Source organism: Aciduliprofundum boonei T469 (assembly GCF_000025665.1).
Taxonomy (GTDB): Archaea; Thermoplasmatota; Thermoplasmata; order Thermoplasmatales; family Aciduliprofundaceae; genus Aciduliprofundum; species Aciduliprofundum boonei.
The window spans coordinates 52,353-76,506 of sequence record NC_013926.1; the positions used below are offsets into that span (position 1 = coordinate 52,353).

The 24,154-nt window shown below is 39.4% G+C and carries 25 protein-coding genes and 1 tRNA gene; 16 read left to right on the top strand and 10 right to left on the bottom strand.

The features are described from left to right. The first annotated feature begins 24 nt into the window (after positions 1-24). Together ABOO_RS00280 and ABOO_RS00285 are read left to right on the top strand one after the other, a co-directional pair. Positions 25-975 (top strand): 2-hydroxyacid dehydrogenase, encoded by a 951-nt coding sequence (locus ABOO_RS00280; protein ID WP_008085537.1) that lies wholly within the window; start codon positions 25-27, stop codon positions 973-975. Positions 976-1,145: 170 nt separating this feature from the next. After that, positions 1,146-1,394: a DUF4405 domain-containing protein gene (locus ABOO_RS00285; RefSeq protein WP_008085404.1), complete on the top strand. Its 249-nt coding sequence runs from the start codon at positions 1,146-1,148 to the stop codon at positions 1,392-1,394. A gap of 31 nt (positions 1,395-1,425) precedes the next feature. Here the strand turns inward: ABOO_RS00285 and hisS are convergent, their stop codons facing one another. Next, positions 1,426-2,673 carry a histidine--tRNA ligase gene (hisS, locus tag ABOO_RS00290; protein WP_008085387.1) on the bottom strand — a complete coding sequence of 416 codons (1,248 nt, stop codon included), beginning with the start codon at positions 2,671-2,673 and terminating at the stop codon, positions 1,426-1,428. Positions 2,674-2,741: 68 nt separating this feature from the next. Here hisS and ABOO_RS00295 point away from each other — a divergent pair, with 68 nt between their 5' ends. Continuing rightward, positions 2,742-4,082 carry an MATE family efflux transporter gene (locus ABOO_RS00295; RefSeq protein ID WP_008085528.1) on the top strand — a complete coding sequence of 447 codons (1,341 nt, stop codon included), beginning with the start codon at positions 2,742-2,744 and terminating at the stop codon, positions 4,080-4,082. Positions 4,083-4,122: 40 nt separating this feature from the next. Further along, a tRNA-Ala gene (locus ABOO_RS00300) sits at positions 4,123-4,196 on the top strand. Between the two features lie 155 nt (positions 4,197-4,351). On the opposite strand, the gene ABOO_RS00305 is transcribed toward ABOO_RS00300, so the two are convergent. Next, on the bottom strand, positions 4,352-5,494 hold the full coding sequence (locus tag ABOO_RS00305; RefSeq protein WP_008085362.1) for a histidine kinase N-terminal 7TM domain-containing protein: 1,143 nt from the start codon (positions 5,492-5,494) through the stop codon (positions 4,352-4,354). 112 nt (positions 5,495-5,606) lie between these two features. On the opposite strand from ABOO_RS00305, the gene ABOO_RS00310 reads away from it, so the two are divergent. From ABOO_RS00310 to ABOO_RS00325, 4 genes are read left to right on the top strand one after another with little or no spacing between them, the layout of a single operon-like run. Beyond that, positions 5,607-5,858: a 4Fe-4S dicluster domain-containing protein gene (locus tag ABOO_RS00310; RefSeq protein WP_008085425.1), complete on the top strand. Its 252-nt coding sequence runs from the start codon at positions 5,607-5,609 to the stop codon at positions 5,856-5,858. Continuing rightward, positions 5,855-6,973, top strand: coding sequence for a 2-oxoacid:acceptor oxidoreductase subunit alpha (locus ABOO_RS00315; protein ID WP_008085424.1), 1,119 nt, complete (start codon positions 5,855-5,857; stop codon positions 6,971-6,973). Before ABOO_RS00310 ends, ABOO_RS00315 begins: the two co-directional genes overlap by 4 nt. Then, positions 6,970-7,806, top strand: coding sequence for a thiamine pyrophosphate-dependent enzyme (locus ABOO_RS00320; protein ID WP_008085366.1), 837 nt, complete (start codon positions 6,970-6,972; stop codon positions 7,804-7,806). Before ABOO_RS00315 ends, ABOO_RS00320 begins: the two co-directional genes overlap by 4 nt. Beyond that, on the top strand, positions 7,803-8,348 hold the full coding sequence (locus tag ABOO_RS00325; protein WP_008085482.1) for a 2-oxoacid:acceptor oxidoreductase family protein: 546 nt from the start codon (positions 7,803-7,805) through the stop codon (positions 8,346-8,348). The genes ABOO_RS00320 and ABOO_RS00325 overlap by 4 nt, the downstream gene beginning before the upstream one ends. A gap of 2 nt (positions 8,349-8,350) precedes the next feature. Here the strand turns inward: ABOO_RS00325 and glyA are convergent, their stop codons facing one another. After that, the gene (gene glyA, locus ABOO_RS00330; RefSeq protein ID WP_008085429.1) at positions 8,351-9,652 is read right to left on the bottom strand and encodes a serine hydroxymethyltransferase; all 1,302 of its coding nucleotides are present in this window, start codon (positions 9,650-9,652) and stop codon (positions 8,351-8,353) included. Positions 9,653-9,680: 28 nt separating this feature from the next. After that, positions 9,681-10,190 (bottom strand): type 1 glutamine amidotransferase domain-containing protein, encoded by a 510-nt coding sequence (locus ABOO_RS00335; RefSeq protein ID WP_008085368.1) that lies wholly within the window; start codon positions 10,188-10,190, stop codon positions 9,681-9,683. Between the two features lie 85 nt (positions 10,191-10,275). Here ABOO_RS00335 and ABOO_RS00340 point away from each other — a divergent pair, with 85 nt between their 5' ends. Next, a complete protein-coding gene (locus ABOO_RS00340) occupies positions 10,276-11,232 on the top strand; it encodes a hypothetical protein (protein ID WP_008085398.1) in 957 nt (318 codons plus the stop codon). 57 nt (positions 11,233-11,289) lie between these two features. Further along, the gene (locus tag ABOO_RS00345) at positions 11,290-13,197 is read left to right on the top strand and encodes a molybdopterin-dependent oxidoreductase (protein ID WP_012997029.1); all 1,908 of its coding nucleotides are present in this window, start codon (positions 11,290-11,292) and stop codon (positions 13,195-13,197) included. Here ABOO_RS00345 and ABOO_RS00350 read toward each other — a convergent pair. Continuing rightward, a complete protein-coding gene (locus tag ABOO_RS00350; protein WP_008085453.1) occupies positions 13,194-14,768 on the bottom strand; it encodes a B12-binding domain-containing radical SAM protein in 1,575 nt (524 codons plus the stop codon). The two genes, ABOO_RS00345 and ABOO_RS00350, sit on opposite strands and share 4 nt — an antisense overlap. Then, positions 14,740-15,237, bottom strand: a complete 498-nt coding sequence (locus ABOO_RS00355; RefSeq protein WP_012997030.1) for a GbsR/MarR family transcriptional regulator — start codon at positions 15,235-15,237, stop codon at positions 14,740-14,742. Before ABOO_RS00355 ends, ABOO_RS00350 begins: the two co-directional genes overlap by 29 nt. Before the next feature lie 95 nt (positions 15,238-15,332). On the opposite strand from ABOO_RS00355, the gene ABOO_RS00360 reads away from it, so the two are divergent. Beyond that, positions 15,333-15,848, top strand: a complete 516-nt coding sequence (locus tag ABOO_RS00360) for a 50S ribosomal protein L16 (protein ID WP_008085415.1) — start codon at positions 15,333-15,335, stop codon at positions 15,846-15,848. Here ABOO_RS00360 and ABOO_RS00365 read toward each other — a convergent pair. Next, positions 15,845-16,432, bottom strand: coding sequence for a DUF835 domain-containing protein (locus ABOO_RS00365; RefSeq protein WP_236614186.1), 588 nt, complete (start codon positions 16,430-16,432; stop codon positions 15,845-15,847). The two genes, ABOO_RS00360 and ABOO_RS00365, sit on opposite strands and share 4 nt — an antisense overlap. Before the next feature lie 34 nt (positions 16,433-16,466). Then, positions 16,467-17,534 (bottom strand): RsmB/NOP family class I SAM-dependent RNA methyltransferase, encoded by a 1,068-nt coding sequence (locus tag ABOO_RS00370; RefSeq protein WP_008085552.1) that lies wholly within the window; start codon positions 17,532-17,534, stop codon positions 16,467-16,469. Positions 17,535-17,825: 291 nt separating this feature from the next. Between ABOO_RS00370 and ABOO_RS00375 the strand changes: the two genes are divergently transcribed. Genes ABOO_RS00375 through rpsJ form a run of 5 tightly spaced genes read left to right on the top strand, consistent with a single transcriptional unit; the run spans position 17,826 to position 22,704 of the window. Next, a complete protein-coding gene (locus tag ABOO_RS00375; protein ID WP_008085533.1) occupies positions 17,826-18,254 on the top strand; it encodes a 30S ribosomal protein S12 in 429 nt (142 codons plus the stop codon). A 5-nt stretch (positions 18,255-18,259) separates the two neighbouring features. Beyond that, a complete protein-coding gene (locus ABOO_RS00380) occupies positions 18,260-18,823 on the top strand; it encodes a 30S ribosomal protein S7 (protein WP_008085461.1) in 564 nt (187 codons plus the stop codon). A 10-nt stretch (positions 18,824-18,833) separates the two neighbouring features. Further along, complete coding sequence (locus ABOO_RS00385; RefSeq protein ID WP_012997031.1) at positions 18,834-21,038, top strand: elongation factor EF-2; 2,205 nt, start codon at positions 18,834-18,836, stop codon at positions 21,036-21,038. Between the two features lie 53 nt (positions 21,039-21,091). Next, positions 21,092-22,366 carry a translation elongation factor EF-1 subunit alpha gene (gene tuf / locus ABOO_RS00390; protein ID WP_012997032.1) on the top strand — a complete coding sequence of 425 codons (1,275 nt, stop codon included), beginning with the start codon at positions 21,092-21,094 and terminating at the stop codon, positions 22,364-22,366. 23 nt (positions 22,367-22,389) lie between these two features. Continuing rightward, positions 22,390-22,704: a 30S ribosomal protein S10 gene (rpsJ, locus tag ABOO_RS00395; protein ID WP_008084981.1), complete on the top strand. Its 315-nt coding sequence runs from the start codon at positions 22,390-22,392 to the stop codon at positions 22,702-22,704. On the opposite strand, the gene ABOO_RS00400 is transcribed toward rpsJ, so the two are convergent. Together ABOO_RS00400 and ABOO_RS00405 are read right to left on the bottom strand one after the other, a co-directional pair. Next, complete coding sequence (locus tag ABOO_RS00400; protein ID WP_008085050.1) at positions 22,701-23,498, bottom strand: DNA integrity scanning protein DisA nucleotide-binding domain protein; 798 nt, start codon at positions 23,496-23,498, stop codon at positions 22,701-22,703. The two genes, rpsJ and ABOO_RS00400, sit on opposite strands and share 4 nt — an antisense overlap. A 24-nt stretch (positions 23,499-23,522) precedes the next feature. Beyond that, a complete protein-coding gene (locus ABOO_RS00405) occupies positions 23,523-24,134 on the bottom strand; it encodes a translin family protein (RefSeq protein WP_008084807.1) in 612 nt (203 codons plus the stop codon). Positions 24,135-24,154 lie beyond the last annotated feature (20 nt).

Genomic DNA, 24,154 nt, shown 5'->3' on the forward strand with positions numbered 1-24,154 from the left:
TAATATTGGCACCCATGTCCATCTATGAAGATATTTCTTACGAGAAAAATACCAGATGATGGAATTAAAATCTTAAAAAATGCAGGATTGGATATTGAGATTTTTCCCTATGATAGAATTCCAAAGAAAGAGGAGATAATTGCAGGGATAAAAGATGCAGATGCTTTAATATCCCTTCTGGCAGATAGGATAGATAAAGAAATAATTGACTCTGCACCAAAATTAAAGGTCATAGGCAATTATGCTGTGGGATACAACAATATAGATGTAGAGTATGCAAAGAAAAAAGGAATAATTGTTACTAACACTCCTGGAGTGCTAACAGACGCAACAGCAGACCTCACATTTGCACTGATTTTAGCGGCAGCCAGAAGAGTCGTTGAGGGTGATAAATTTATGAGGCAGAGAAAATTCAAAGGCTGGGCACCAACGCTCATGCTAGGCAAGGATGTATGGGGAGCAACAATAGGTATAATAGGTGCAGGACGCATAGGACAAGCAGTAGCAAAGAGGGCAAAGGGATTCAACATGCGCATCTTATACTATTCTCGCAAAAGAAAAGAAGAAATGGATGGGTTAGGAGCAAAATTCGTTTCTTTGGAAGAACTGCTAAGAGAATCGGATATAATAACTCTCCATGTTCCATTCACACCCGATACAAGACACTTGATAGATTATGAGGAATTTGAAATTATGAAGGATGGGGCAATATTGATAAACACAGCAAGGGGAGAAGTTGTGAATGAAGAGGTAATGCTCAAAGCCCTAAAATCCGGGAAATTATTCGCAGCAGGACTTGATGTTTTCTACAATGAACCAAAAGTCAATCCAGAGCTATTTAAGCTGGATAATGTTGTTCTCACCCCCCACATAGGAAGTGCAACCGAGAGAACCCGCAGAAAAATGGCTGAGATGGTATGTAGCGATGTAGTTAGAGTGCTGAGAGGAGAAGAGCCGATGAATAGGGTGGTGTAAGACAAAAAATATGATAACTTTTTATTACAAGATTATATACGCTATCTGGCGAGATTTCCAAGATACCTTGGAATTCTTCGTTCTAAGAATCCACTAAGATTCGGAGGTGAAGAGATGGCTGATAAAAAGAAAAACTGATATCTACCAAAACTCTGGTTAAAACGAGAGCTTTGCTCTCTACTACGCTTCTGGTTGATGTTATAATTCTCGTTTTTACCGGCATAAAACTTCTATTTTCCCCTTCTCGCAAAGAGGGAATAGAAGCAAGTTGGCGTCTCCTTGGCGTGAAACTCACCACGCTTGAACTTATACATGTTGTAGCAGGGTTCTTGATGGCCGGACTTGTGATTATACATTTCGCTTTAAACTACACCATGTACAAAAACGAGATGAAAATGTTATTTAGTTCCAAGAAATAATTTAATTATGCACATCATCTCATAATAATTTTTATTTTTCAATCACTTCCTTCAACTCCCCTATTTTCACATTTCTCTGCTCTCCACTCTCCATATCCTTCAGTGCAACTTCTCCATTTTTAATTTCCTCTCCCACTATAATCGTATATTTCGCATTTATCCTGTGCGCATATTTCAACTGTTTCCCTATGCTCCTCCTGCTCAGATCTATATCCACAACACAGCCGCTTCTACGAAGCTCCATAGCTATCTCAATTGCCTCTTTTCTAAATCCAGGAATTATGGCAATAAAATAATCAACCTCAATTTTCTCTTCAGGCCAAACACCTTCTCGGCGCATTAAGAGCTCCAAAACTGCATCACCCATACCAAAACCCACTGCGGGAGTTGGCTGCGCACCAAATAATTCAACTACCCTATCATACCTGCCTCCACCAAGCACTGCTCTAAACTCACCATTCGCGTCATGAACCTCAAAAACAACCCCTGTGTAATAGGCCAAGCCACGAACTATTGATAAATCAAGAGTAGCAGTTTTTCCATAAGCCTTTAGCAGATCTTTCAAAGATGCCAAAATTTCACTTCTCTCAAAGTGCTCAAATTTTGAAAGGATTGTATCAACATCCCCACTCAATTTTAAAAGAGAAATTAACGAGTCAACATTTTCCTCGCTCGTTATCTTTAGCATCTCCTCGTAAAACCTCTCCTCCGGAATTTTATCCTTTTTATCTATGATCCTGAAGGCCTCTTCAATTTTTTCTATGTTCAAAGAACGAAGAAGCTCCTCCATCAAAATTCTATCGCTAAATTTCATAACATACTTTCCTTTAAGGCCAAGAGAATCAAGTATTTCCATAGCAAGGGCCATAACTTCCGCATCTGCAGTTATATTGGCAACTCCAAATATATCAGCATTAAATTGATAAAATTCCCTCAATCTCCCGCTCTGGGGCTCTTCATATCTCCACATTTTGGGAAATGAGAACCATTTCACGGGCTTAATCAAATCCTTGCGAGCCGCAATCATTCTTGACACGGATGGTGTTAGCTCAGGGATAAGAGTTATCTCCCTTCCTCCCTTATCCACAAAGCTGAATGTTTGCTTAACAATCTCCTCCCCACTCTTTATGCGAAATAAATCCAGAAGTTCTACACTTGGAGTATCAACCTCATGAAATCCAAAGCTACGAGCAACTGAGCAAATTTTATCAAAAACTATTCTTCGGGCACGCATATACTCAGGATACATATCTCGAAACCCACGCAATCTTTGCAGCATATATGCTTTATCTTTCCACTTTATAAAAAATTTACTTTGGCAAAATTTATCTACTCAATTACTATTGTATGAATGTGCAATTGAGGAGGATCGTGTTAAAACTTGCAATTCCTGCCGTTATCTCAAATCTGCTTTACACATTTCAAAATATTGTGGATGCTATGATGCTTGGAAGATATGGAAATCCTGCAATCAGCTTAAGCGCTGCTGGAATTGGTGGAATGCTGTATTTTCTAACATTTCCTCTCATAATGGGCCTAGCCACTGGAGGAGTTGCAATAATGGCAAGAAGATGGGGCGAGAAAAATTACAAAGAGGCAAAATTCACATTTGAAAATCTCTATATACTTCTCATCCTCATCTCCATTCCAATCTCTCTATTCGGCGTGTTTTTAGGATGGACCCTCCCCACGGCACTTGGAGCTGATAAGGCAGTTATAAACGCTTCATATCATTACATAATGGGGATTTTCATATTCTATCCCTTTGCCGTATTCTTGGCAGTTTACAACTCAGCAATGAGAGCTGCAGGAGATACCAAAACTCCCATGATCGTGGATATATACGCAAATTCCTGGAATGTGTTCTGGAACTACACTCTAATATTCGGCAATTTTGGATTTCCAGAACTCGGAGTAATGGGTGCAGGCATTGCAACCGGCTCATCATACCTCTTTGCCTCTTTAATTTACCTGATTATGCAAAATCGTGGAAAATTGATAATATCTCCAAACTTGCTATCAAGGGAGAAGGGAGATGTAAAAATGATGAAAAAAATTTTCAGAATAGGCATTCCCGCAGGAATCGAGAGAGGCATGTGGGCAATTACATCCTTTATTTACACATTCCTTATTTTTCTTGCTTCTGGCCCTATCGGTTATGCTTCATTCCAAGTCGGACTTAAGGCGGAGAGCGTAGCCTATATGCCCGCATTCGGATTTTCCATAGCTGCTACAACACTCGTTGGACAATATCTAGGTGAGAGAAATATAGAAAAAGCGAGAAGTGCCGCGATTGAAGCAACTAAGATGAGCATGCTATTTATGGGGATAGCAGGTGCATTCATGGTTTTCTTCCCAAAATACTTGGCAGAACTCTTTACAGGTGATGCAGAGATAATTCACCTTGCATCTATATACCTATTATTAATGGGAATGACAGAGCCAGCTCTTGGAGCGCTCTTTACCCTTGCCGGAGGGATGAGAGGAGCAGGTTATACAACAATGCCAATGATAATAAACTTAACTGGACTTATGGGAGTTAGATTAGGGATAGCAGTTCTTTTAGCATTTCCACTAGGAATGGGGTTAATAGGCATATGGCTTGGAATGTTTGTAGAGACATTCATTAGAGCAATTTGGATGTTCTTGGAATTCAGAAGAGGAAAATGGGCAAAGGTAAAGGTATAACCAAAAAATTTTATATGGCTCATTCTTTTCTCCTCTCTAAGGGCCGGTAGATCAGCCCGGAAGATCGCCACCTTGGCATGGTGGAGGCCGCGGGTTCAAATCCCGCCCGGTCCATTAAGCCCCTTTCTTAGGAAGAAAGCGGCTTTACCCGGAAAGAAATTTTTTAGGTTAAGTAATAGGAGAAACAAGCAATAAAAGTGCTGCTGCCCGCCAAGAATGACCTAAAGATAAGAGTAAAAGGAAGTTCTAAAATAAATAAAAAAGATGAGTTATCCTACTAGAAGATATACTCCGCCATAGACCGAGGAAATGTTCTGGATCTTTTCCTTTAGTATTTTGCGGGTCTCCTCCTTTAACCAAGGCTCTGAGAGGTCTAAAAGTATCACCGGCTTGTATACCTGCTCCAGCAGAGATGTTATTATAAACCCTATCATCTCCATATGCTCCTTATTTTCTGGATTTAACCTATTCTTGCCCCCTTCTTTGCTTATCTCGTAAATAGATGTATTTTTCAGGCCATGCTTTTTCTTGAAATCCTCGGCATTCTCAGATATGAAAGCAACACCCGTATTACCAGATTTCACCAGCAACATGAATTTATGATACGCCTCATCTTTTTTCATTTCGTATATTCCCATATCTGGCATCTCTTCACTCTCAACAGCTTCTTCTTGAACAGGTGCTACCAAAAATAGCCTGTATCTATGCACAGTGTATATGACGAACAAGCCAAATATTGAAAATGCAAGTGTATTTAGGGGATACATATTTATATTCATCATAGTTGGGACAAAGGATGTAAAAACGACCATAAAGAACATTATTAGGAATCCAATGAGAGTTATAATGATTTGATTTTTTATTATATACATATCCACTCCCTTTAGTTTCATTACGAGGATACCTATCATTATCAAAGCAGCTATAAAATCCCATGTTGCAAAGAACTTATGCAATACTGACGATTCTAATCCCCAAATAATTATACCAAGAGCATTGTAAGGGCTTACACCTCTGATTACTATATTCCCAAGTAAACTATTGAATGGTATGAGTGCTATTCCAACAAAAGAGAGAATATAAACTGCATATAGAATGTACTTGCGAGTTGATGCTTTCATTTTTATTCTATACGGATAATCTATCGCAAAATGTATCAATCCCGCAGGAGTTATAAATATTCCAACACAGAGAGTTAAGGCCCCCAAATAAGCAAGAGTTTCATCAGCGGGAGGGGGTCCAGCAATTCTCTCAAGTAGTTCTCCAAAGCTCCATATTAAAACTCCCAAAAACATCACAAAAGCGGCAAGGTTACCTGGTTTTTTAATATTCGCTTTAAGTATAAGATACACTAGGACTGCGCTTATCACAGTGGCCACTAAAGATATAGAAGAGGCATATGTGAACCACATAAGGATTAATAGAAATAAACCTTAATAAATTTTCCTTATAAAATATCAAATCACCGCAAGTTTTTTTATATATCCCGTAATACCTACCAAAAACCAAAGGAGGATGTGAAAATTGAGTGAACAAAAAGCAAAGCCTCCTAAAAAGAGAGGCAAGGTTACAATAGATGAAAAGAGATGTAAAGGATGCTGGTATTGCATTGAATACTGCCCTACAAAGGTTCTTCAAGTATCTGAGCATCTAAATGAGAAGGGCTATCATCCACCAAAACTTGTGGAAGAGCCGCCAAATAAGGTTTGTATTGCTTGCCACCTTTGCGAGCTCTATTGTCCAGATTTTGCAATAATTGTGGAGGAGATAAAATGAAGCCTGGTTATTATTTCTGGAGTGGTGATATAGCTGCAGCCGAAGGGGCAATTGCAGCGGGATGTAGATTCTATGCAGGATATCCAATAACTCCAAGTAGCGAGATAGCGGAAAGAATGGCACTTAGATTACCTCAAGAAGGAGGTAAATTCATAGAGATGGAAGATGAAATAGGTTCTATCGCAGCTATAATAGGTGCTTCTTGGACTGGAAAAAAAGTTATGACTGCAACAGCAGGTCCCGGAATATCACTTATGAACGAAAATATTGGATTGGCTGCAATGACAGAGGTACCAATAGTTGTGGTAAATGCTATGAGGGGTGCACCTTCCACTGGATTACCAACACTCATAGGTCAGGGAGATTTAATGCAGGCTAAATGGGGCTCCCATGGGAGCTATGAAATAATTTCTCTGTATCCAGATAGTGTGCAGGAAACATTTGATCTGATGATTGATGCTTTCAACTATGCTGAGAAATACAGGGTTCCTGTAATGTTTCTGATAGATGCTATGTTGGCCCATATGTATGAGAAAATCTATGTTCCACCAGATGATGAGATAGTTAGAATTGAGAGAAAGAGACCAACAACTCCTCCAGGAGAAACATTGATTTACAAGGCGGATGATGATTTAATTCCACCTATGCCAAGAATTGGTGAAGGGTACAAGATACACGCTTCTGGGTTAACACATAATGAAAAGGGCTATCCTGAGTTGACTCCTCAAGCCCAAGAAAAGTTGGTAAAAAGATTGAATGACAAAATAAGAAAGCATGCAGAAGAAATTTGGAAGGTAGAAGAGTACAAAACAGATGATGCGGATGTTATAGTAATTGCCATGGGAAGTGAATCAAGGAGTGTTAGATTTGCAGTAGACCTTGCAAGAAGAGAAGGAATAAAAGCAGGTATGCTTCGCCTAATAACTATCTGGCCATTTCCATACAAATTCATAGAAAAATACAATGTTCATTACATTGTGGCTGAGATAAATTACGGACAAATTTATCATAAAGTTAGAGAGTACACAAAGGATGTTGAGCTCCTTCCGAAGATGGGCGGAGAGATACACAAACCTGAAGAGGTTCTAAAAGCAATAAGGAGGGGAGTACAATGAATCCAATGGAAGAGATGAGAAAAGAGCAAGAAAAACTTTTGCGCACTGACAGGTTGCCACATGTTTGGTGTCCTGGCTGCGGGATAGGTATAGTTTTAAACGCATTTTTGAGGGCTTTCATTAGATCAAAAATGGACCCAAATAAACTTGTAGTGGTATCGGGCATAGGATGCACTGGTAGAGCAGCAGGCTATGTAAATGTAGATTCATTCCATACCACACATGGAAGGGGTATACCATTCGCAGTGGGTATAAAATTTGCAAGACCGGATTTGAATGTAGTTGTATTCAGCGGAGATGGAGACCTATTTGCCATAGGCGGCAATCATTTTGTGAATGCTGCTCGTAGAAACCATGATTTGCTCATAATCGCAGTTAATAACTTCACATATGGAATGACTGGCGGACAGCATGGACCCACTACACCTACAGGCGCATATACAACTACCACGCCTTATGGAAACCCTGATAGACCATTCAACATACCCCATCTAGCCATATCCCTAGGGGCACCCTATGTAGCAAGATGGACTACCTATCATGTGAATCAGATACAGAATAGTATATACCATGCATTGCACAAAAAAGGATTTAGAGTTATAGAGATCATATCCCAATGCCCAACTGTGTATGGAAGAAGAAACGATATGAAAACACCCTTGGAGATGATGCACTATTTCCAGAAAAACTCTGTAAGAAAAGATGACGCCTCCTTTGAAGAACTAGAATTGAGCTATAATGGAAAAATCGTAGTAGGCGTGTTTAGAGATGTTCAGGGCATACCCACTTACGAGGAAAGATATGAAGACATAATAAGGAGGGCTCGAAAATGAGAATAGAAATAAAATTCGGTGGTTTGGGTGGTCAAGGTATAATCACTGCAGGATACATAACCGCCAAGGCTGCTGCGATTTATGACGGAAAGGAGAGCGCATTTACTCAAGATTACAGCGCAGAAGCAAGAGGAGGAGCAAGTACGAGTGAGGTAATAATTTCCAATGAGAAAATTACATACCCTCAGGTTCTAAACGCTGATTACCTCGTTCTAATGAGCCAGAGCGCTTACAGAGATTACCTCGATAAATTAAAAGAAGGAGGTACATTGATAATTGATGAGGACTTGGTGAAACCGGATGAGAAGGCAAAGAATTTCAAAATATACAAAATTCCAGCAACAAGATTTGCAGAAGAAATCGGAAATTCTATCGTGGCAAATATTGTGATGCTCGGATTCTTCACCGCAATAACAGGAGTCGTATCTAAAGATGCTATGTGGAAATCCATAGAGGAGAGAATACCAAAGAGATTTCTGGAACTCAACGAAAGGGCGTTCCTGAAGGGCTATGATTACGGAGAAAAAATGAAAAAAGAATAAATTTATTTTACAAGTTCTAAAAATTTATATGCTTCAACACCTTCATTGAAGCAGTAATGGATGGTGTTGAACTCTTCTTTTAATTCTTTTACATCTTTCTTCACACCTTCTATATCTCCATCCACTGCAACTCTCTTTATCAACTCTGCTACATATTTCATTTCATTCTCTTTCATACCTAAACGGGTTAATTCCTGCACCCCGAGCCTTATCCCGCTTGGATTTCTAGGCTTCTTTGGATCATCATAGGGCAATAGATTGTAATTACAGATAATATTTGCCTTCTCTAAATCCTCGGCAACCTTTCTTCCACCACCTTGAGCCACCACATCCACAAGTACCGTATGGCTCTTCGTAAATCCATTTTTCTCTCCAAGCACCTTGAATCCAAGCTCGTACAATTCTTGAGCCAATGTTTGAGCATTCTTCACAACTTGCTCTGCATACTGCTTTCCAAATTCGATATGCTCAGCAAGGGTTATGGCCAGAGCAGCCATATGGTGCAAATGATGATTGCTTATCACTCCCGGAAAAACGCCCCGTTGAATTTTCTTCCAAAACTTATCCCTTTTCTCCTCATCCCCGGGAGGATTTGCCAGTATCATTCCCCTCTGCGGTCCGGGAAGAGTTTTGTGGGTACTTCCCGTCATAACATGAGCTCCCTCCCTCAAAGGATCTTGGAACTGTCCACCCGCGATTAATCCAAGAACATGGGCTCCATCATACCATACCGTCGTGCCTGCTTCTTGGAAAGCATCTTGCAATTCTTTTAAAGGTGCGGGGAATAGAAAAACGCTCATTCCAAACAGGGCTACCTTGGGTTTTACTATTTTTATCAGCTTCGCACTCATATCAACATCTATGTTCATCTCCTCCACATCAAATGGATACTCTATCTTGTGAACTCCTCTCATTCCCACAGCTCCAAATTTTGCACTGCTTATATGGGCCCCACCTTGCAATGGAGGACCTGTTATAACATCTCCCGGCTTTGTTAATGCGAAGAGTACTGCTTGATTTGCATTTGTTCCACTTATTGGGCGAACATCGGCATAATCCACCTTGAACAACTTTTTTGCAAGCTCTGTGGTTAGTTCTTCAATCTGATCAACATAGATATTGCCCTGATAATAACGCTTACCTGGAAGTCCTTCAGCATATCTGTTATGCAAATCCGATATCAAGAATTCTTGAGCCATAGGACTTATTAAATTCTCAGAGGCAATCATCGGAAGCGAGTCACGAAACCACTCTGTATGCTTTTTAACAAGCTCTTTTATTTTTAGGGCATCTTCTAGACTCATAAGATCACCAAAGGTATATAGAACTCGGCTATAATAACTTTCTATTTCTCAATAGTTCTATAAACTTTTTCATCCACTCTGCCAGATCTCCAGGATGCCTAGCAGATACAATATTTCCATCTACAGAGACACCATCCACAAACTCTCCTCCAGCCACAATCAGATCATCCTTTACCCCGTACCAGCAGGCCATCTTCCTTCCCTTTACAACTCCCGCGGATATTAGAACTTGCACACCGTGGCATATTATAGCTACTGGCTTATTCTCATTGAAAAAATGCTTCACTATATCCACAGCTTTTTTCTGCAATCTAACTCTCTCAGGAGATTTACCACCTGGAATTACCAGTATATCAAAATCATCAGGATTAACCTCATCATAATCAATATCCGCCTTTAAGCTATAACCTCTCTTTCCTTTAAGCTCTTTCTGAGACGATGCTACGAGCATCTCTATTCCCTCTTCTCTGAGACGATGATATGGATAGAACAGTTCTAAATCTTCAAAATCATTTTCAGCAAGGATTAGGCCTTTCATATGTAGAGTATTTGAAACTCTTGTATTTAATTTTTCCTTTATTTAAATCCACAAAGTTTATATAAAGTGTAAATTTAGAGCCTCTGTGAGGAAAATAGGTGCTATTGTATTGACTATTCTCATCTTATCTATTGCATTTTTCGTATTTATTGTACCTCTTTTTAATGATTATTCTACCCCTCCAAGCTTTAGAATTACTCATATGGACGGGGGGTTATTTGTAAGATGGTATTCCAAGGTGCCACTTATCGGCAAAATCGAATTAGATGGAAAAAACTACACTGAAAATTGCCCCGTTATGCTCCACAAGATATTTGTTCCCTATTTCAAAAGAGCTACTCATATAAGGATAGTTGAGATGGATAGAAAAATTGAAGTGCATTCGTTTTGCATCAACATAAAAAACATAAAAAATAGCCCAATTATCATTGGACTCTACAATTACTCAGAAATTATAAATATCTCGGTTATCTCAAAATTGGAATTTGAAGAACAAAATTTTAAAATTGAGAAAATTGTATCAAATAATTTTTCAAGTATTCAAAAATTATGCTCATATGATGCGGTTGTATTTCCTAATGGAGATATAAATCACATCATGGGTTCATTGACATATCCCGAAAGAGAGAACTTAGTGAGATATGTTAGGGAAGGGGGCTCTTTCTTGGGTATATCAGCAGGAGCTTCAATAATATCCAAATATGTTATTTGGAAAAATAAAGATTATGAAAATTGCAATTTCTCTCTTTACCCTGGAAAACTCATCGGTCCGCTGAACTCAATTGAAATCTTTAAAAATAGTACTAAAATAAGGAGGTACACAGGTTTCTCCTCAGAAATCAACTTGACCAATGCATCATATTTTACATATTCAGGCAATATATCAATTATCGCCACATACGAAAATCCAAACAGGCCTGCAGCTATAAAGTTCAACATAGATGGAGGAAGAGTTCTCCTTTTCGGATTTGATTTATGCAATATCAAAAATAAAAAGTTATCTGAGCTAATATCTTCTGAGATTGAATGGCTAGTTCTATAACTAACTCTCAATTCAATCTTGCACAAATTCTTATACAAGAATTACCATAAAGCCAAGATGAAGTTCAATGTATGCATGCGTGATTGCTACGATACTTGCTCATTGATAAGTGAGATGAAAGATGGAAAAATGCGAGTTAGAGCAAACCCAAAAAATAAAGTAACCAGCAATTTTCTGTGTCCAAAAGGGGCCTTACTTCCAAAATGGTTATACAGCAAGGAAAGAGTAAAAACCCCTCTAAATCGCAAGGGAAAAAAGCCCTCTTTATCATTCAATCCTACCTCTTGGGATAATGCCATGAGTATTATAGCAAAAAAGATAAAGGATACAATTAAAGGATACGGAGAGAGCTCCGTACTTCTATACTACTATTATGGAGATAGAGGTTTTGTGAATGCGAATTTTCCACATAGATTGTTCAATTATATCAACGCAAGCATAATCGAGGATACCATCTGTGATCGCTCAGGAGAAGAAGCTCTCAAAGATATCTATGGCACATCTCAGGGCATGGATCCAGAGGAACTGGAAAATGAAAATTTAATTGTATATTGGGGCATCAACGCGGCATGGACAAACATACACGGATTTTATCTGACAAAGAGATTGGGTCTGGACATATGGAATGTTGATGTAGTAAAAACAAAGACTGCAAAGATGTCAAATAAGTTCTTTATGATAAAACCAGAAACGGATGTACTTTTTGCTCTGGGAATTGCAAAAATAATCGTAGATAGGAACTTGTATGATGAAAAATTTGTTGAAACATATACGAGAGGATTTGAAGATTTCAAAGAGTATCTGAAATCAATAGATTTAAATTTCGTGGCGGAAGAGAGCGGGATAGACATAGAGAAAATCGAAGATTTTGCCATAAACTATGCTAGGGAGAGAGGAATTGTACATATCGGGTATGGCTTTCAAAGAACAATAAACGGTGGGGAGGCAGTTAGAGCCATATCTATTTTACCTGCATTGATCGGAAAGAAGAGGGGGTTCATTTACAGTAATCGTATACTTCCGCGGAATTATGTACGGGGAATTTCTCTAAGAAAGAAGGGAGGGTATAGAATAACACATATGGAATTAGCAGATTACATAGAAGATGAAAAGATTAAGTTCGTATTCATTTACGGAACAAATCCATTTGCCACCTTACCAAATCAGAGGAAATTGAGAGATGCAGTATTGAGTAGCGATGTGTTCATTGTCTTGCACGATATTTTTCTAACAGACACCGCTTTATTTTCCGATATTTTTCTCCCATCAAACACATTCTTCGAGAGAGTAGATATTGCTGATTCTTATTACCATCGATACATTTCATTCAATGACAAACTCACGAAAATAAGTGGAAAGAGCAATAGCGATGTTGCAAGGATGTTAGCTAAAGCAATGAATTTGAAAGAGAAAACGCTATATGAGAAGGACGAAGAAATTATAAGAAAAACTCTAAATGTTCTTGGCATATCTTATAAAAGGCTTAAAGAAAGAGGAGTGTTGAAAATTCCAATAGACTCTTATGAGCCAAAGACGGAGAGCGGTAAAATTGAAATAAGCTCCTCCCGCGCCAAAAATAGGGGTCTAAACGCTTTTCCAACATATATGCCGATAAAAGGAAGAGGGTTAAAACTCATAAGTGCCACATATCTTTTTACTATATCCTCTCAATATTACAATACCTATGGATATGTGGATACAAACATATATTTAAATCCCGAAGATGCACTGGATAGGGGAATAAAAGACGGCGCTAAAGTCAGAGTTTTCAATGAATACGGTGAGATAATAACAAATGCAAAGATTAGCCATGATATTCAGAGAGGTATAGCCCTCATGTACAAAGCATTCTGGCCAATGAAAATCGGATGGAATGCAAATTTCTTAACCCCAAACAAAATGAATGAAAAATATGGAAAAGGAACTACTTTACACTCTGTATGGGTAGAGGTGGAAAGGATTTAAACATCAATCTCTTCTATCTTTAATTTCATAGGTTCCAATGGTTTATCTACATCAATTCCGTTCTTCATTGCCCATTTCCTTATACTTCTAACAAGAAGCCTAGAACCCATCTTGGCAAGAGGTGCAAACACAAGAAACGCTGGGTTTCCACGAGTCACCCTCTTCAATCCATGATCCACTTCCCATGCAAGATGTCTCCATGCATGATATATGTGCATCACTCTTCCAGGAGTGAGTTGCTCTTGGATATTGAATCCTTCCTCATCTTTTAAAGCAGCCATAGGAACAAATGCCAAAGGCGTAACCGTGAAATGTGCCTTCTCTCCAAGTTTTTCACGCAATTTCTTCTCCATAGTTATGATTAACCTTGCTGTATCATACCCGTCTTCATCAGTCTCCCCGGGCAATCCCACGATGCTCGTGTATGCTGGAAACCAGAAAAATTTGTTAAATGCATATGTCCCATTTAGCAAAACCCATGGCCATTCCTCCGGGCTAAAGGGCTTCATCTTATTATTAGCTATTCTTTTAATTAATTCTGGAGAAGCAGTTTCAAATCCAACCTGAATTCCCACCCACCGGTTTATATTTGCATGATTTAATTCAGCCACTCTCTTTAATATTCTAGGTGCGGCCAATCCTCCGGCAGCAGTACCGTGAGTTGGATTAGCAAATTCAACATGTTTCAATACTTCCTCAAAGAGTCCTATCACTGCATCTTCATTTGGATAAAAATTTCTTCTATCCTCAACCATATAATTGAATATATCTTCACTGTGAAGCCAAGCGGTTTTCTGCCCCGCTCTTATGTTTACTTTAAGCTCTGCCAAAATTTTTTCAATTGGGTAGAACCTTGCAGTTCTCAAATTGGGCGAGCAAAATGTGCAACCTCTACCGCAACCACGCATCACCTCTATCATTCCCTTGAAAGTTGGGGCAACAATGTTCGGTATCTCTTCAAGCTTGGGCCAAGATTTTATATGAATAATTTTTTCAGCATTTCCTGATTCTATATCCCTGAAAACATCCCCTATAACATGCTCAGTTTCTCCAATCATTATATGATCTACTCTTAACTCTTCAGTTAGCTTTTCTTTAACTTCAAGCTGCCAAGAGCCTGGACCTCCTACTTCTATCTTAAACTTATATCCTTTCTTTTCTCTATAATCCCTTATTCTACGCATTAAAGATGTAAATTTTAGTTTTGTGTACGAGGTTAATTTTCCACCTTGAGTAAACATCATAGTAACAGGGCCAAGACCATAGGGGTCCATTGTATTAACTCCCACTATCGTTGTTTTCTCATCTATGAATCTCTCCACATACCTTGGATGTGCCACAACAATTTCATCTCTATTAAATCCTTGATGCAGAAGGGCCGCTTCCACCTTTCTTAATCCATAAGGAGCAAAGGTTAATTTTCCATTATCATCAGGCACCTGCGTATCTAAGAAATTGTATATGGGTTTAGGTACATGCTCCACCGGAGCACATCCAAGGAAATCAAGAAGAGGTATGTGCCTGTATGTGCTAGTAAGCGTTTCATCCGCAGTTAGCACTATTCTTGTCATTTAATTCACCTCCTTTTTTATAATCCTCTAAAATTTCTATCAAAGCGCCGAGATATTCTTTGGCTCTTGATAACTTCACATATAACTCATCCACGGCATTCTTCTCCGTCTCCTTCAACAATTCCCTCTCCTCATCCACTATGCGCTGAAGCCTAGGAAGATCATGCTCATATATCTCCTGCACCAAGCGAATAAACACTGAGAGAATGTCACTTTCAGAGCTATAAAAGTATTTTTTCCCCATCTTTTTTCGTATAACAAGGTGCATCCGCATAAGGCGGTGCAAACTTCCAGTGACCCCCGAAATACTATAATTTAAACTTCTGCCAATTTCTTCGACATCCATATATCTATCCCAGATGAGCAACTCTGAGAGTACATTAGCGTCCATATGGCCCAAGCCCGCCTTTGTAAATATCGTAGCCATGCTCTCTCTTATTTTTGTGAATCCATCTTTCTCAAATTTCACAATTTTGTGAAAGTTGTAAAATATATAAATTTTATTCCTGCCATTTACCAAAAATATAAATACCAAATTCCTAATCACGCCTAAAGGTGATATGAATGGTAAGGAAGCCTGGAAGGATGTATCACAATATTGACGGTCCTGCTTACACTCGCCGCGAATATATGGGAGGAGTACCCAATCCAAAAATTGTGCATTTTGAAATGGGTAATGTTGATGCTAAAAATGATTTTCCAATTGAAGTTAGTCTTGTCATAAATGAGGCATGCCAGATTAGGCATACTGCTCTTGAGGCTGCCCGTATAATCGCAAACAAGTATTTGGGCAAAATTGGTACTGCCAATTATTATCTCTGGATAAGAGTGTATCCACATCATGTTCTAAGGGAGCATAAAATGGCCACAGGCGCAGGAGCGGATAGAATTTCATCTGGAATGAGCCTCGCATTTGGAAAACCTGTGGGTACTGCTGCAAGAGTGCGAGAGGGTCAAGTTATAATGACAGCAAGGGTAAACCCCCAGCATTTAGAGAGAGCAAAAAAGGCCTTAAAAGAGGCATCTTACAAATTGCCAGCTCCTTGCAGCATAGTGGTGAATAAGAGATCTGCAAATTAAATTTTTAGAGGGATTTCATTCATTATTTCCCTTTTGAAAAGTGCTCTATCCTGGGGATTTAGAGTATCCAGATCTATAGAAATTAAAAGAACTCCATGGTTTTCACTAACTACATCCCTAAGCTTTTGCAAGAGGTGCAAGACTTTTACAAAATTTGTGTTGGTTATCATAGTTTCTATTCCATCCAGCACTACAACACCTTTCTCATTCTCTTTCATAAATTCAACAACTGTGGCATGAATCTTGGTCAAATCTCCCGGTGAAATTCTATCCTTCCCCCTTATACTGCTGAGCCATACTACTTTAGCATTATCCTGATTCGCAAATTCCAAAGTTTGTGGATTTATCCTGGTGATATACAATCCATTTAGCCCTCTATCAAGAATTTGCTGGAAAATCTTTATGGCATATTTTGAATTTTTCTCGTTTATGTAGTATGCCTCTCCCGCCTTCATCTCAAAGGAGCCTTTTTTCCTCCGTCTACCATATTTTCTAACTATTCTCTCGACTTCTTTTCTCAACTCATCATCATCTTTTTTAAGGGCCATCCTGAGTTCTCTGATAAGCTCTTCTACACTGGGCATAAAATTGAATTTCATTGAAACTATAAATAAGTTGCTATTCTCTTCTCAAAACGCTTACATAGAAAATATCCCCTGCAAGAATATAAGCGCCATAATTCCCCTTTTTTATATATCTTTCATACTCGCATTTGATTTCTTGAGGTACAAAATATGGAGCTTTATTTAAAAACTCTTCAATTAAATTTTCGGTTTCCCAGGGAGTATACGAGCATACAACATAAACCAAATATCCGTGACTCTTCACATTCTCCTTCGCTTCGTTCAAAATCTCCATCTGCATCTTTGCAAATTTTTCAAAATCTTCTTGATACTTTGCCTCTGGATTTCTAGCTGCAGCACCTACACCGCTGCAGGGTGCATCTACTAGCACAACAGGAAACTCGCCTGAGGGTTTATCGTAAAAAATATACACATTCATCTCCCATTTTTTAGCTCTATTCTCCAAGCTCTTCAATTTTCTCTCATTTATATCGTAAGCATGAATTTTCAAATTTGAATTTAGGGCATGCATAGCCAAACTCTTTCCACCACTTCCAGCACAATAATCCAAAACCTCTTCCCCCAAAGAACTTGCAAGCTTTGCAATGATTTGACTTGAAGAATCTTGGACAATGGCAAGACCATTCTTGATTAAGGAAGAATAACGAGCTTTGCTATCAGCTTTAATTGCGCTCTCTGGTATAAACTCCTCCGCATCAATTCCATCCCTTTCCAATTCTTCAATTGCCTTATCCCTGTCAATTTTGGCCAAATTCACGCATAGCACAGTATCAGGCTCTCTATTTATAATATCAATAAATTCTCTTGGAGTAACTTCTGCAAGCTTGAGAGATAGAGAATTTCGGATATGATATGGGGTATTTACCTTTGGTTTTTTCAAGCTCAATTTTACATAATTCTCCGCATTCTTTTTCATGCCTCTTTTTTCCATGATATAATCATAGTAGAGCTTGTAGCGTACAACATCATGCACTATTCTTGCCACTTGCTCCCTTTCCTCAAAACTCAAGCTAGAGCGAGGCAAGATATCTCTCATAGCCCTAGCCATATTTCCCTTCCTCATCCACTTTCTAATGACCCTAACTGCAATTTTTTCAATCACGCTGAGGCATCTTTATATGAATTAAAAAGTTTACTGCTCCATATCCCTTTTTTCATCTTTGTCCTTCACACTCTCATCAAAATCTTCCAGAGCAGAGCCTATGCCTTTGTGAAGCGTGATTAATTACAAATCAAGAAATGCAAAAATTGCCATATCATAGCACATGTGGTAATGTGTTGATGATTGGCATATTTAAAGATTGTTCAACGAAAAGTATAGAAATTTAGAGCTCTTTGAGATAAATTTTTTATATAGGCATCCGTTTAGGTGGCATACTTAAGGTGATGCCAAATGGCTAATGGATTGTACACAGCAAGGAAGCTAAAGGAAGATCGTGAAAAGTTCCGATGGAGTGATAGATATTATAAGCGTAGAGTATTGAGGCTCAAGGAGAAAAGCGATCCTTTAGAGGGTAGCCCACAGGCGAGGGGCATTGTTATTGAGAAAGTTGGTATTGAAGCAAAGCAGCCAAACTCAGCTATAAGGAAGTGCGTTAAGGTTCAGCTCATAAAGAATGGACGCGTTGTTACTGCTTTCGCCCCTGGAAATGGTGCCATAAATTTCATAGATGAGCACGATGAGGTTGTAATTGAGGGAATCGGCGGAAGATTGGGAAGGTCCAAGGGTGATATTCCAGGGGTGCGTTATAAAGTTATAAAGGTAAATGGAATCTCTCTCAACGAACTTGTGCGTGGACGCAAGGAGAAACCTGTGAGGTGATTTAGATGGATTTTCTCATATTTGGCAAGTATGATCCAAAGGAAGTGGTTGTTAAAGATCCTGGACTGGTGAGATATATAAACTTGGACGCTCGTCTGGTCCTGCATTCTCACGGAAGACATGTGAAAAAGCATTTAGGAAAAGCCCAAGTGAACATAGTTGAAAGGTTGATCAACAATCTAATGCGCACGGAAAAATATACGGGGAAGAAGATGAGCGCGTACAATGTGGTAAAAAAAGCGTTTGAGATTATTGAGAAAAAGACAAAGCAGAACCCCATACAAGTTTTGGTTGATGCAATTCAGAACGCTGCTCCCCGCGAAGAGGTAACAAGATTGAAGATGGCAGGTATAGCCGTACCAAAAGCGGTAGATGTTGCACCTTCAAGGAGATTGGATATAGCTTTGAGAAATATAGCTCTGGGAGCAGTTAATTCCACTTTCAAAAATTCTAAAAGCATAGAAGAATGTTTAGCAGATGAAATTATAAAAGCTGCAAGAAACGATGTGAGTAGTTTTGCAGTTTCCAAGAAGGAGGAAATTGAGCGCGTTGCCGCATCTGCAAGATAAGGTGGTCTAGATGGGAAGGAAAGAGGATAATATCAAAAAAGCAATGAAAATTATGCGAAACATCGAGTACATAAGAAACATTGGAATCGTGGCTCATATCGACCACGGGAAAACTACGCTAAGCGATAATCTGATTGCAGGAGCAGGAATGATGAGCGAAGAGCTTGCTGGAAAGCAGTTGGTTTTGGATTTTGACGAGCAGGAGCAGGCAAGGGGAATAACAATAAACACTGCTGCAGCCAGTATGGTTCACGAATATGAGGGAAACGAGTATCTCATCAACTTATTAGATACCCCTGGACATGTTGATTTTGGAGGAGATGTTACCCGCGCAATGCGAGCAGTGGACGGTGCGATAGTGGTCGTATGCGCAGTTGAGGGTGTTATGCCACAAACAGAGACCGTGTTAAGGCAAGCTCTCAAGGAGAGAGTCAGACCTGTGCTCTTTATAAACAAAGTGGATAGGTTGATAAATGAATTAAAGTTGGATGGCCAGCAGATGATGGCCAGATTTGAAAAAATTATAAAAGAGGTAAATAAGCTGATTAGAAGATACACTCCAGAAGAATTTAAGGATAAGTGGATGGTTCGCGTTGAGGATGGAACTGTTGCATTTGGCTCCGCATATCACAATTGGGCCATAAGTGTGCCATTTATGAAGAAGACTGGTATATCATTCAAAGATGTTTTTGAGCATCTTGAAAAAGGTGAGAGCAAAGAGCTTGCAAAGAAGGCACCCTTGCATAGAATAGTTTTAGATATGGTCATTCAGCACCTTCCCAATCCAAGAGAGGCTCAGGCCTACAGGATTCCAAAAATATGGAAGGGGGATATTAACACCCCTCTAGGTCAAGCGATGATTAAATGCGATCCCAAGGGCCCAGTTGGTATGATGATAACTAAAATAGTTATGGACCCTCATGCCGGGGAAGTTGCTGTGGGTCGCCTGTTTAGTGGAACTTTAAGAAGAGGGCAAGAACTTTACATAGTGGGTATGGGCAATCGCAAATACAGAATCCAGCAGCTCTCTATGATGGTTGGTCCAGATAGAATTCCTGTTGATGAGTTAGATGCTGGAAATATCCCTGCGATTATAGGCTTGAAAGATGCTATTGCTGGCTCCACTGTATCAAGCATTCCAGATGTAGAGCCATTTGAACCGATGAAGCATTATAGCGAACCTGTGGTCACAGTAGCAATTGAGGCAAAACATACTAAAGATTTACCTCGCTTGATTGAAGTCCTACGCACCATATCCAAGGCAGATCCGAGCTTGAAAATAGAGATAAATCAAGAAACAGGGGAGCATCTGCTAAGTGGAATGGGAGAATTGCATCTTGAAGTTACAATTTACAGAATTACCCATGAGTATAAAGTGGAAGTAATAACTTCACCACCAATAGTGGTTTATAGAGAGACTGTGGATCATAAAGGAGGTCCATTTGAAGGTAAGAGTCCAAACAAGCATAATAAATTCTACATAGAAGTTGAGCCCCTTGAAGAAAGTGTTGTGCAGGCAATTGTGGATGGAGAGATAGAAGAAATGGATAGAATCAAAAACAGAAAAGATCTTGCAAAGAGGCTTGAAGAGCTCGGAATGAACAGGGATGAGGCAAAGAAAGTTGAGGCAATTCGCGGTCCAAATATCTTGCTCGATATGACTTGGGGTGTGCAGTACTTAAATGAGACCATGGAGCTGGTTAAACAAGCGTTTTTCGAGGCTGTTGAGAGAGGTCCTCTCGCAAATGAGAAGGTTTATGGACTAAAGGTCAAACTTGTGGATGCGAAACTTCACGAGGATTCAATACACAGAGGTCCTGCTCAAGTTATACCTGCAGTGCGCAATGCCATCTACGGTGCAATGTGTCAGGGCAATAGAGTTCTATTAGAACCAATTCAGAAGATTTACATCAATGTGCCTATGGAGCTCGTGGGCTCTGTGACAAGGGAAATACAGCAGAGAAGAGGAGTGATTGTGGATATGGAGCAGGAAGAGTATCAAACAATCATACACGCTAAAGCTCCCGTAGCTGAGATGTTCGGATTCGCCTCTGCCATAAGAAGTGCCACAGGAGGCAGAGTATTATGGAGCACTGAAAACGCAGGATATGAGCGTGTACCAAGAGATTTACAGCCACAGATAGTTAGGCAGATACGCGAAAGGAAGGGACTCAAACCAGAGCCCTATGATGAAAAGTATTATGCGGAGTTATGAGGAAAAGGATTTATATATAATGCATATATGGGAAAAAGAAGGAGGTATGAAAAATGGCAGATAAAAAACCACATATGAATATCGTGTTCATCGGCCATGTTGACCACGGTAAATCCACAACGGTAGGTAGATTGCTCTATGAGCATGGAGAAATAGACCAGAGAGTCATAGACCAGTACAGACAGGAGGCAGAGAAACTCGGAAAGAGCACTTTTGAATTTGCCTTCGTTATGGACAGGCTCAAGGAAGAGAGAGAAAGGGGCTTGACCATTGATGTTGCTCACAGAAAATTTGAAACTGATAAATATTACTTCACGATCATTGATGCTCCTGGTCACAGGGACTTCGTTAAGAATATGATTACTGGTACATCTCAGGCAGATGCAGCAGTTCTAATCGTTGCAGCTCCAGAGGGAGTTATGGAGCAGACAAAGGAGCACATATTCCTTGCAAGAACTCTTGGAGTGCCACAGATGATTGTAGCCATAAACAAGATGGATGCTACAAAGCCACCCTACGATGAGAAGAGATTCAACGAGGTAAAAGAGCAGGTAGAAAAGCTATTAGCAGCTGTAGGTTGGAAAGATGTTCCATTTGTGCCAATATCTGCATACAAGGGAGACAACATAATGAAGAAGAGCGAGAATATGCCCTGGTGGAAGGGTCCAACTCTTCTGGAGTTACTCAACAACTTGAAAGTTCCACCTAAGCCCACCGATAAGCCCTTGCGCATACCTGTTCAGGATGTTTATAGCATCACCGGTATAGGCACTGTGCCTGTTGGAAGAGTAGAAACTGGTGTGCTGAAGGTTGGAGATAAAGTGACATTCATGCCAGCAAACAAGAGCGGAGAGGTAAAGAGCATTGAAATGCATCACGAGCCAATGAAAGAAGCATATCCAGGAGACAATATAGGATTCAATGTTAGAGGTATCGGTAAGAAGGATATCAAGAGGGGAGATGTATGCGGTCATACAAGCAATCCACCCACTGTGGCAAAGAGTTTCATTGCACAGATTGTGGTACTCAACCATCCAAGCGTTATAGCTCCTGGATACACACCTGTGTTCCACGCCCACACTGCACAGATAGCCTGCAGGTTTGAAGAGCTTATAAAAACACTAGATCCTCGCACTGGCCAGACAAAGCAGGACCATCCAGATTTCTTGAAGACTGGTGACATAGCCATGGTAAAGATTGTGCCCACAAGACCCATGGTAATCGAGCCTGTAAAAGAGATACCACAGCTTGGAAGATTTGCAGTTAGGGATATGGGCCAGACAGTAGCTGCGGGCCAGTGCATAGAAGTGGAGAAAAAAACTCTCTAACTTTTTTATTTTTGGTGAGATAAATGGCTGTATATAGAGCCAGAATAAGGCTAAGTGGCGCCGACCATAAAAAGGTGGATGAGGTTTGCAATCAGATTAAAAAGATTGCTGAGAGAACAGGCGTGGAGTTGCATGGACCAATTCCGTTACCCACAAAAAGGCTCGTTGTTCCAGTGCGCAAAGCCCCAGATGGTGAAGGTAGCGAGACATGGGAGCGCTGGGAAATGCGTATTCATAAGAGGCTTATAGACATAGATGCAGATGAAAGAGCACTACGGCAGCTTATGCGCATTCAAATTCCTGATGGGATACATATTGAAATTGAATTAAAATCTTAAAAATCTTTGAGTTCGTATATCTTTTCTCCATCCCTGTAAACGCTTATTGTGCCTTCTGCAGAAACTGCAAAACTTATAGCCTTTGTAAGTTTCGTTATTGATCTCGCAGCCAGATGCCTTCCACCAAAACCATCCATAAGCCATTCTTCAATTGATAAATTCTTAACATAAACTCCCGTGGAAACTACAACACCCCTGTTATCTATTAATGTGGCCCCATCCATGATGGCAAACTCCCTTAGAGTATCAAAATTTTCCTCGTTTAAAACACTTCTCATCTCTCTATCTATCCCGCTTATTGGATTGGCTATCTTCTGAATTACATAATTTTTAACATTATTTGTATCTCCAACTATAAAGAGTGCACCTGCAGGTGTACCCTCTCTTCCCTTTTTCACAATCGACATGGCAAGTTTTAAAATGTTTTCCACAATTTCACCTTTTATCCTATCAGATACCATATTCACCAAATTTGGCAAATTCATCTTGCTCATATCAAAAAACAGCCTGTGCTCCTCGCCTTCCTTTGAAAATAATAAAAGTATTCTATCTCTGTTATTTATGTAAGAAGAGTTAAGAAGGTAAAAAACGGTATTTTTTATCAATTCCAAATCTTCTATATCTGGATATTTACCATAATCTGAAAATATTCTAACAATATTCTTCCTTAAAAGCATATCCGCTCTTGGCCTTTTACCCTTGGGATAAATCACTATGAGCTCCTTATCTTCATAATTCTGAGCGATACTCTCCGGATCATCCCCCATCACAACAATTTTTGTAGGCTCATCCACAGGTAATCAAAATACTGAAGATATTTAATTTTTCTTATTTTCCATCTTTTTTGCTATTTTATCCGTCATTATAGCCATAGTCAGTTCTCCCCTTGTCTTTTCAATCAATGCCCTAGCAGTATCCTGTTTAGGTTTAAGAGGAACTAAACCAGACGGATAATTGAAACGCATAAGCATCTCGTAGATTTCTTCCATTATACTGAGATACTCTTCTGCTCTCTTAAAATTCTCATTTTTAAGTGCTTCAAGAACCTCTCTCCTGAGTTCTCCAACTACATCCCCCATTCCCATCAGATAAGATTCTGGATTCATTCCCAAATCTTTGTGGGATGGTATTGGTTTATTATGAATTATTGCCCTAAATATTTGCGATTCACAATATTCTTGAAACGCATTCTGAACAAAACCAGAATAAAGTAAATCAGGATATTGGTTAGTTAAGAGACTTTTTAAATGCCATACCTCTTCTTTCAGTTTCCTTACAATCTCACTTTCATCTTCTCTCCTATGCATCATTATTATTGACTGAGAGGACATTCTTATTATTACCCTGGCTGATTTTATAGCTATCTCTCTAACAGAGTCCTTCTCATCAAGCTCCTCTTCTATTAAATCACCTATTTCCCTGAGATCCATACTACCCTTTATTAAATTAA

What these genes read in the sequence shown, in the direction of transcription:
- ABOO_RS00280 (WP_008085537.1), top strand. Translation starts at nt 25, where the DNA reads ATGAAGATATTTCTTACGAGAAAAATACCAGATGATGGAATTAAAATC.
- hisS (WP_008085387.1), bottom strand. Translation starts at nt 2,673, where the DNA reads ATGCTGCAAAGATTGCGTGGGTTTCGAGATATGTATCCTGAGTATATG.
- ABOO_RS00295 (WP_008085528.1), top strand. Translation starts at nt 2,742, where the DNA reads ATGAATGTGCAATTGAGGAGGATCGTGTTAAAACTTGCAATTCCTGCC.
- ABOO_RS00305 (WP_008085362.1), bottom strand. Translation starts at nt 5,494, where the DNA reads ATGTGGTTCACATATGCCTCTTCTATATCTTTAGTGGCCACTGTGATA.
- ABOO_RS00315 (WP_008085424.1), top strand. Translation starts at nt 5,855, where the DNA reads ATGAAGCCTGGTTATTATTTCTGGAGTGGTGATATAGCTGCAGCCGAA.
- ABOO_RS00320 (WP_008085366.1), top strand. Translation starts at nt 6,970, where the DNA reads ATGAATCCAATGGAAGAGATGAGAAAAGAGCAAGAAAAACTTTTGCGC.
- ABOO_RS00325 (WP_008085482.1), top strand. Translation starts at nt 7,803, where the DNA reads ATGAGAATAGAAATAAAATTCGGTGGTTTGGGTGGTCAAGGTATAATC.
- glyA (WP_008085429.1), bottom strand. Translation starts at nt 9,652, where the DNA reads ATGAGTCTAGAAGATGCCCTAAAAATAAAAGAGCTTGTTAAAAAGCAT.
- ABOO_RS00335 (WP_008085368.1), bottom strand. Translation starts at nt 10,190, where the DNA reads ATGAAAGGCCTAATCCTTGCTGAAAATGATTTTGAAGATTTAGAACTG.
- ABOO_RS00345 (WP_012997029.1), top strand. Translation starts at nt 11,290, where the DNA reads ATGAAGTTCAATGTATGCATGCGTGATTGCTACGATACTTGCTCATTG.
- ABOO_RS00350 (WP_008085453.1), bottom strand. Translation starts at nt 14,768, where the DNA reads ATGACAAGAATAGTGCTAACTGCGGATGAAACGCTTACTAGCACATAC.
- ABOO_RS00360 (WP_008085415.1), top strand. Translation starts at nt 15,333, where the DNA reads ATGGTAAGGAAGCCTGGAAGGATGTATCACAATATTGACGGTCCTGCT.
- ABOO_RS00365 (WP_236614186.1), bottom strand. Translation starts at nt 16,432, where the DNA reads ATGCCCAGTGTAGAAGAGCTTATCAGAGAACTCAGGATGGCCCTTAAA.
- ABOO_RS00375 (WP_008085533.1), top strand. Translation starts at nt 17,826, where the DNA reads ATGGCTAATGGATTGTACACAGCAAGGAAGCTAAAGGAAGATCGTGAA.
- ABOO_RS00380 (WP_008085461.1), top strand. Translation starts at nt 18,260, where the DNA reads ATGGATTTTCTCATATTTGGCAAGTATGATCCAAAGGAAGTGGTTGTT.
- ABOO_RS00385 (WP_012997031.1), top strand. Translation starts at nt 18,834, where the DNA reads ATGGGAAGGAAAGAGGATAATATCAAAAAAGCAATGAAAATTATGCGA.
- tuf (WP_012997032.1), top strand. Translation starts at nt 21,092, where the DNA reads ATGGCAGATAAAAAACCACATATGAATATCGTGTTCATCGGCCATGTT.
- rpsJ (WP_008084981.1), top strand. Translation starts at nt 22,390, where the DNA reads ATGGCTGTATATAGAGCCAGAATAAGGCTAAGTGGCGCCGACCATAAA.
- ABOO_RS00405 (WP_008084807.1), bottom strand. Translation starts at nt 24,134, where the DNA reads ATGGATCTCAGGGAAATAGGTGATTTAATAGAAGAGGAGCTTGATGAG.